The sequence below is a fragment of the Corynebacterium phocae genome (genome assembly GCF_008693075.1).
GTDB lineage: Bacteria > Actinomycetota > Actinomycetes > Mycobacteriales > Mycobacteriaceae > Corynebacterium > Corynebacterium phocae.
In genome coordinates, this window is record NZ_VXKJ01000019.1 from 22,147 (window position 1) to 28,469 (window position 6,323).

5 protein-coding genes are annotated in these 6,323 nt (G+C 62.5%); 3 read left to right on the forward strand and 2 right to left on the reverse strand.

All coding sequences use genetic code 11. The features are described 5' to 3' along the window. Window positions 1-2: 2 nt before the first annotated feature. From hemE to F4V58_RS01240, 3 genes are all read left to right on the forward strand, one after another. Entirely contained in the window at window positions 3-1,022 is a 1,020-nt protein-coding gene (gene hemE / locus F4V58_RS01230) for a uroporphyrinogen decarboxylase (protein ID WP_075732660.1), read from the forward strand. Next, window positions 1,023-2,375 (forward strand): protoporphyrinogen oxidase, encoded by a 1,353-nt coding sequence (locus F4V58_RS01235; RefSeq protein WP_075732662.1) that lies wholly within the window; start codon window positions 1,023-1,025, stop codon window positions 2,373-2,375. 1,650 nt (window positions 2,376-4,025) lie between these two features. Next, a complete protein-coding gene (locus tag F4V58_RS01240; RefSeq protein ID WP_075732664.1) occupies window positions 4,026-5,102 on the forward strand; it encodes a Rib/alpha-like domain-containing protein in 1,077 nt (358 codons plus the stop codon). 118 nt (window positions 5,103-5,220) lie between these two features. Here F4V58_RS01240 and F4V58_RS01245 read toward each other — a convergent pair whose 3' ends face one another. Beyond that, complete coding sequence (locus F4V58_RS01245; RefSeq protein WP_075732665.1) at window positions 5,221-6,057, reverse strand: NAD(P)-dependent oxidoreductase; 837 nt, start codon at window positions 6,055-6,057, stop codon at window positions 5,221-5,223. A gap of 9 nt (window positions 6,058-6,066) precedes the next feature. Next, window positions 6,067-6,323: hypothetical protein (locus F4V58_RS12420; protein WP_211362705.1), on the reverse strand; the 257-nt coding region annotated here is incomplete at its 5' end.

The following is a 6,323-nucleotide window of genomic DNA, read 5'->3' on the forward strand; positions in this document are numbered from 1 at the left end:
CCATGAGAGTCCACAACGCCCCCATCATCGAGGCCGCCAACGGCCGCACTCCTTCGCGTCCGCCGGTGTGGTTCATGCGCCAGGCCGGGCGCTCCCTGCCGGAATACCGCCAGGCGCGCGAGGGCATTGACATGCTAGATTCTTGCTTCATGCCGGAGCTGCTGGCGGAAATTACCTTGCAGCCGGTGCGCCGGCACGACGTGGACGCCGCCATTTTGTTCTCCGACATCGTGGTGCCGCTTAAGGCAGCCGGCGTGGGCGTGAACATTGTGCCCGGCCGCGGGCCCGTTATGGACGCGCCCATTCGCACCGCTGCTGACGTGGGCGCGCTGCCCATCCTGGACACCGATATCCCGGAGGTGGCCCAGGGCATTTCCATAGTCTTGGATGAGCTCACCCCGCAACAGGCCATGATTGGCTTTGTGGGCGCGCCGTTTACGCTGGCCTCCTACCTGGTGGAAGGCGGGCCGTCGAAGAACCACGAAAAGACCAAGGCCCTCATGCACTCCGAGCCGGACACCTGGCACCGCCTCATGGAGCGGCTCACGCCTACCATCGTGGCGTTCTTGGGCCAGCAGGTAGACGCGGGCATCGACGCCATGCAGCTCTTTGACTCCTGGGCGGGCTACCTCAACGAGCCTGACTACCGCGAGTTCGTGCTGCCTTATTCCACCCAGATTCTGGAGTCTGTGGCGGGCAAAATCCCGCGCATCCACTTTGGCGTGGGCACCGGTGAACTGCTCACCGCCATGTCCGAGGCCGGCAGTGAGGTCATGGGCGTGGACTACCGCGTCAGCATGGCCGATGCCGCTAAACGCGTCAAGACCCGCGTGCTGCAGGGCAACCTGGACCCGGCCCTGCTGTTTGCTGGGGACGACGCCGTGCGCGCCGCCGTTGCCCGCATCAAGGCGGAGACCGCCGGCTTGGACGGCCACATCTGGAACCTTGGCCACGGCGTGCTACCCACCACTGACGCCGAAGCCATCACCCGCGCCGTTGCCATCATCCACGAGGAGGGCTAAATGAAGATTGCCATCATCGGCGCCGGCCTGGCCGGACTAACCGCAGCTTATGAGCTGCGCGACCACGAGGTCACCGTGCTGGAGGCAGACGGCCGGATTGGCGGCAAGCTGCACACCGTGCCTTTCAAGGGCGGCCCCACCGACATGGGCGCGGAGGCTTTCGTGCGCCGCCGCCAGGACGCGGTCGAGTTCTTCCGCGAGCTAGGCCTCGAAGACGCGCTCGTGGATCCTTCGGACAAGCGCCCCCGCGTCTATACGGGTGGCAAGCTGCACTTCATGCCCCCCGGCGGTCTCATGGGCATCCCGGCCGAGCCGCAAGATTTTTTCAGCGCCGCCACCAACGAGCGGATTGCTAACGAGGTCCCCTTTGAATGGACCCCCGGCCACGACGTATCCGTGGGCGCGCTGGTGCGCCAACAATACGGCGATGAGGTCGTAGATCACCTGCTCTCCGCGCTGCTGGGTGGGGTGTATTCCTGCGTGGCTGATGACCTTGGCCTGCGCGCTACGCTGCCCATGCTGGCCCGCAAGCTAGACGAGTTGGCCGCCGACGGCCCCGTCACGCTCAGCGCCGCAGTAGCCGCCATCGAATCCGGCCGCAGCCCCGCGGCCAGCCACGCCTTTGCCACCTTCAAAGACGGCTTCAAAGATCTCTATGAAACCCTGGCGGAAAAATCCGGCGCGGAAATCCACCTTGATACCTTTGTCTCCGGAGTGACCCGCACCAAGGACGGCTTCCAGGTCACCGGCGCGGAGGGTACTTTTGACCGGGTGGTTTTTGCCACGCCCGCGCCCACCACGGCGCGGCTTATCTCCAAGGTTTCCCCGGAGGCCGCCCAGACGCTCAAAGACATCAAGCTGGCTTCCTCCGTGGTGGTGGGCTTCAATTTTGCCTCCGCAATAGACCCCGCCGGCAACAGCCTGCCCGATGCCACCGGAATCCTGGTTGCCGCCGATGAACCCGGTATCCAAGCCAAAGCCTTCACCCTGTCTTCGCGCAAATGGCCCCACCTGGGCCAACGCGAGGGCTTCTTAGTCCGCGCCTCCTTTGGCCGCTTTGGCGATGACGCCCTAGTCCGCGCCGAGGAAGACGACCTGGTGGATATTGCCCTCGATGACCTGAAAACCATCACCGGCTTTGACGGCCGTGCCGCCGGCGTGGAGGAAATCTATACCCAACGCTGGTTTGGTGGCTTGCCGCGCTACGACCACACTCACCTGGAAACCGTTGCCGCAGTCGAGGAGTCCCTAGCCGGGGTAGAAGGCGTTGCTGCCACCGGTGCTTGGGCCCACGGCGTGGGTATCCCGGACGTCATTGCCCACGCCCGGAAGGTCGCGCGCGATCTGGCCTAAACCCTAAACTTCCTACCCCAGCTGTGAACCCGCAGCTGGGGTTTGTTGTTGCCTGTCTCCCGGCCCCGTTGAGCTGAGTTACCTTCCTTTATCCAGTTTTTGTTGCTTGTCGCTTAGCCCCGTTGAGCTGGGGATTCGTACATCTCCATCCCCTGTGTCCGTAGTCCTTGCTAGGCTGGGAGCTGGTTCACGAACAGGTTTTCGAAAACTTGGGAGTGACTTCCCCGTCGGGGCGTGGCTTTGGGCTCGCGCGCTAGTACGTGGGGGTCTAGGTTCCGCGCCCTTTGGCGGGCGGGGGAGAGTCCTCACGACCGAAAGGGAGGTGGTTTGGTGGGTAAGCACTCATTAAACCGGCCCGGTCGCAAGAAAGACCCTGCTACCAGCAACGATAATTCCAAAATCAAACTGGTAAGCAGGGTCGTGGTTCTTGCGACCGCAATACTGAAGTTGATTGAAACAATCCTTCAGTACAGGGCTTAGGCCCGATAGCCTCACCTGGATAACCGCCGGGTGGGGCTATTTTTTCAACAAGCTAGCTAGGCTGTGCCTGTTGTTGGTCCCTATCCTAGCACTGGGGCGGGATTTTTCAAGGGGTGGCAAGCTTTTTTAGGGGGATGGAAATGTAGCTTGCCTGTCTTCCGGCCCCGTTGAGCTGGCTTACTTTCCTTGCTCCCTCCAGTTTGTTGCTGCCTGTCTCCCGGGCCCGTTGATCTGGGGATTCGTACATCTCCATCCCCTGTGTCCGTAGTCCTTGCTAGACTGGGAGCTGGTTCACGAACAGGTTTTCGAAACCTGGGTGTGACTTCCCCGTCGGGGCGTGGCTTTAGGCTCGCGCGCTAGTACGTGGGGGTCTAGATTCCGCGCCCTTTGGCGGGCGGGGGAGAGTCCTCACGACCGAAAAGGGAGGTGGTTTGGTGGGTAAGCACTCATTAAACCGACCCGGTCGCAAGAAAGACCCTGCTACCAGCTCTGATAATTCCAAAATCACACTGGTAAGCAGGGTCGTGGTTCTTGCGACCGCAATACTGAAGTTGATTGAAACAATCCTTCAGTACAGGGCTTAGGCCCGATAGCCTCACCTGGATAACCGCCGGGTGGGGCTATTTTTTCAACAAGCTAGCTAGGCTAGGCCTGTTGTTGGTCCCTATCCTAGCACTGGGGTGGGATTTTTCAAGGGGTGGCAGGATTTTGGGGTCTTGGGTTGTGCCCTTTGGCGGGCGGGGGAGAGTCCTCACGACCGAAAGGGAGGTGGTTTGGTGGGTAAGCACTCATTAAACCGGCCCGGTCGCAAGAAAGACCCTGCTACCAGCTCTGATAACTCAAAAATCAATCTGGTAAGCAGGGTCGTACTACTTGCGACCGCAGTACTGAAGTTGATTGAAACAATCCTTCAGTACCGGGCTTAGGCCCGATAGCCTCACCTGGATTCGAGCCGGGTGGGGCTATTTTTTCAACAAGCTAGCTAGGCTAGGCCTGTTGTTGGTCCCCATCCTAGCACTGGGGTGGGATTTTTCAAGGGGTTGAGTGATTTTGGAGGGGTTAGGGCGGGTTGTCGCCCGTTACCGGAGTTGGGGGTGAGACAGCTCTAAGTTGGTGAAAAATTTTCCGCAGGGGCTTAACAGCGCCTGATGTTAACGGTATGCTCCACTTATGAAGAAAATAATTATTGCCCTCGCAGTGTGTTTACCGGCGCCCGTGGTTGCCACCGCAGCCACGCCACCGCCCATCATGGACATTTTGCCGCTTCCCGGACCGCACGGCTACCTCTATGAGGAAACCTCGCTGGACGCAGCTACCGGTGGTACGGTTCCTGCGCCGCGTTATGTGGACCCAAATACTGGCGAGCCCCGGTTGGCAGATGGCCAGACCGTTTTTACCAGGGCCGCCGGAGCACCTGGCTGGGCCTTTATTAACCCGGATGGCTCCATCACGGTCCCCGCGCGGGTTCAGCCGGGTTCTTATTCAGTGAACGTAAACTTTGTACGTGCGGACGGTAAGACTGGCGTGGCTACGGCCCGGGTTAACGTCGCTGAACAGCGAAAAGTTGAGTCAATCTACAACGTGGTCTACTTGCCGGTGGATTATCCGCAGTCGGCTAAGTTGCAGGTTCTGGGCCCGGATGACCGCCCGGTGGACTCGCCCGGTGTCGCGAAGGTGGAGTTGGCTGCGGATTCCGCGTTGCCAACTGGTTATACCGCCACTATCGATGACAAGGGCACGGTCACCCTGGTTGCGCCGCGCCCGCGTACTGCAGCTACGGTGGAGGTTCCGGTCACGGTTACTTTTGATGATGGCACTGTGCGCTCCGGCCGGGCTACTTTCCGGGTAGCGGCCCAGGCGGAGACTGCGGGCGTGAGCTACTCACCGGTGGAGCTTCAGCCGGGTGAGGGTGCAACGGTTGCTCCTGATGCCGCCTCGGTTGCGCCGGGCACCAAGTTCAGCGCTCATGGGGCTTGGCCGGAGTGGGCGTTCGTTGATAAGGCGGGCACCATCACGGTTGATGCTTCCGCGCCGGTGGGGGAGCATGAGCTGTTTGTTTCTTACGGGGCGGGGGAAGTAGCCACTGCGCAGATTACGGTTAAGGCCGAGCAGTCAGCTGGTTCCTCGCAGGGGGATCTGGGGTATTTGGGGCTGCTGGCTATCCCGGCGGTGGCGGGAATCCTGGCCGCTATCTGGCATTTCTTCCCAGGCTTGGGGGCTTTGGCTGGGAACTTGTTCCGGGGCTAGCCCCGCGCTATCTCTGCCCCGCTGGGCTTGCCGGCGGGCCGGATACTTGGCCAGCCGCTCGCGCTTGCGCGTGCTGCCCGGCCGGATACTTGGCCGGCCAGCCGGCAAGCTACCTGGCTTACGTTGCCGGACCGTCCCGGTTGACCAGGATGGAGGAAAAGTCCGTGTCCCCGCGCCCGGCGGATTGCTCGCGTGCCAAGCGGGCGATACCCGCCTCTACCGCGGGCAGCGCCTTGTCAGCGGTGGCCACCATCAGCCGCGCGTCTTTGGCCAACGCGTCCACAGTGAAATCACCCGGCGCGGTGTCGCGCTGGCCCAGGATGAACGGTGCTTTCATGTCTTTCATGAACTTCAGGCCGGTGATGTCTAGCATGTCAAGGACTTCCCCGGCGTCAAAACCTTCTGCCTTGCCTAGGTCAAGTGCTTCGAGGACGCCCTCGGCCATGACTACCAGCGCCAGGTTGGCCAGCAGCTTGCCGGTGGCGGCCGCAGCTGCGGACTCCACGCCTTTGAGCTTGTCCGGGTGTGCCCACGGGCGCACGAGCTCTAGCACCTGATCGCGTCGCTGGGCGTCCGGGGTTCCCACGTAAACTCCCAGTTCGCCCGCGCGCGCTGGGCTTAGGCTGCCGATAACCGGCGCGTGTACGTAGCCTTCCACCGCAGTGGCGAACTCCCGTGCCACCTCGGGTGAGACGGTGGTGGTATCTACCCACGTCATACCGGCGGGGATTAGCCGGGGTTTGGTGATGACTTCGCGGACGGTGTCCGGGCCAAATAGCGAGGACACTACCAGCTCTGCTCCGGCCACGGCTTCTTCCGCAGCCGCGGCTACCGGCGCGCCCACGTGTTGCGCGCGGTCCCGGGTGCGGTTCCACACCGTGACCTCGTGGTCATTTATCAGGTGGCGGGCCAGCTCCGTGCCCATACGTCCGGTTCCTAGGAATGCAATCTTCATGCCACCATCTTAGATGGGAAGTTGCGGGCGCTCGGGCATCCGCGGTGCCGGCAGCGCGGGTAGGGCCGGCAGAGCAGGGACAGCGGGCAGCGCTGGAGCGGCGGGCAGGGCTGGTAGCGCCGGCAAGGCCGGAGCGGCGGGCAGGGCTGGTAGCGCTGGCACCGCGGGCAGAGCTGGCACCGCAGGCAGGGCCGGAACGGCGGGCAGGGCTGGCAAAACCGGAACAGCGGGCAGCGCCGGGAGGGCCGGGGCGGGTGCTGAGGGGC

Excerpts from the sequence above, each read along its gene's own strand:
- F4V58_RS01240 (WP_075732664.1), top strand. The coding sequence starts at position 4,026 with ATGAAGAAAATAATTATTGCCCTCGCAGTGTGTTTACCGGCGCCCGTG.
- F4V58_RS01235 (WP_075732662.1), top strand. The coding sequence starts at position 1,023 with ATGAAGATTGCCATCATCGGCGCCGGCCTGGCCGGACTAACCGCAGCT.
- F4V58_RS01245 (WP_075732665.1), bottom strand. The coding sequence starts at position 6,057 with ATGAAGATTGCATTCCTAGGAACCGGACGTATGGGCACGGAGCTGGCC.
- hemE (WP_075732660.1), top strand. The coding sequence starts at position 3 with ATGAGAGTCCACAACGCCCCCATCATCGAGGCCGCCAACGGCCGCACT.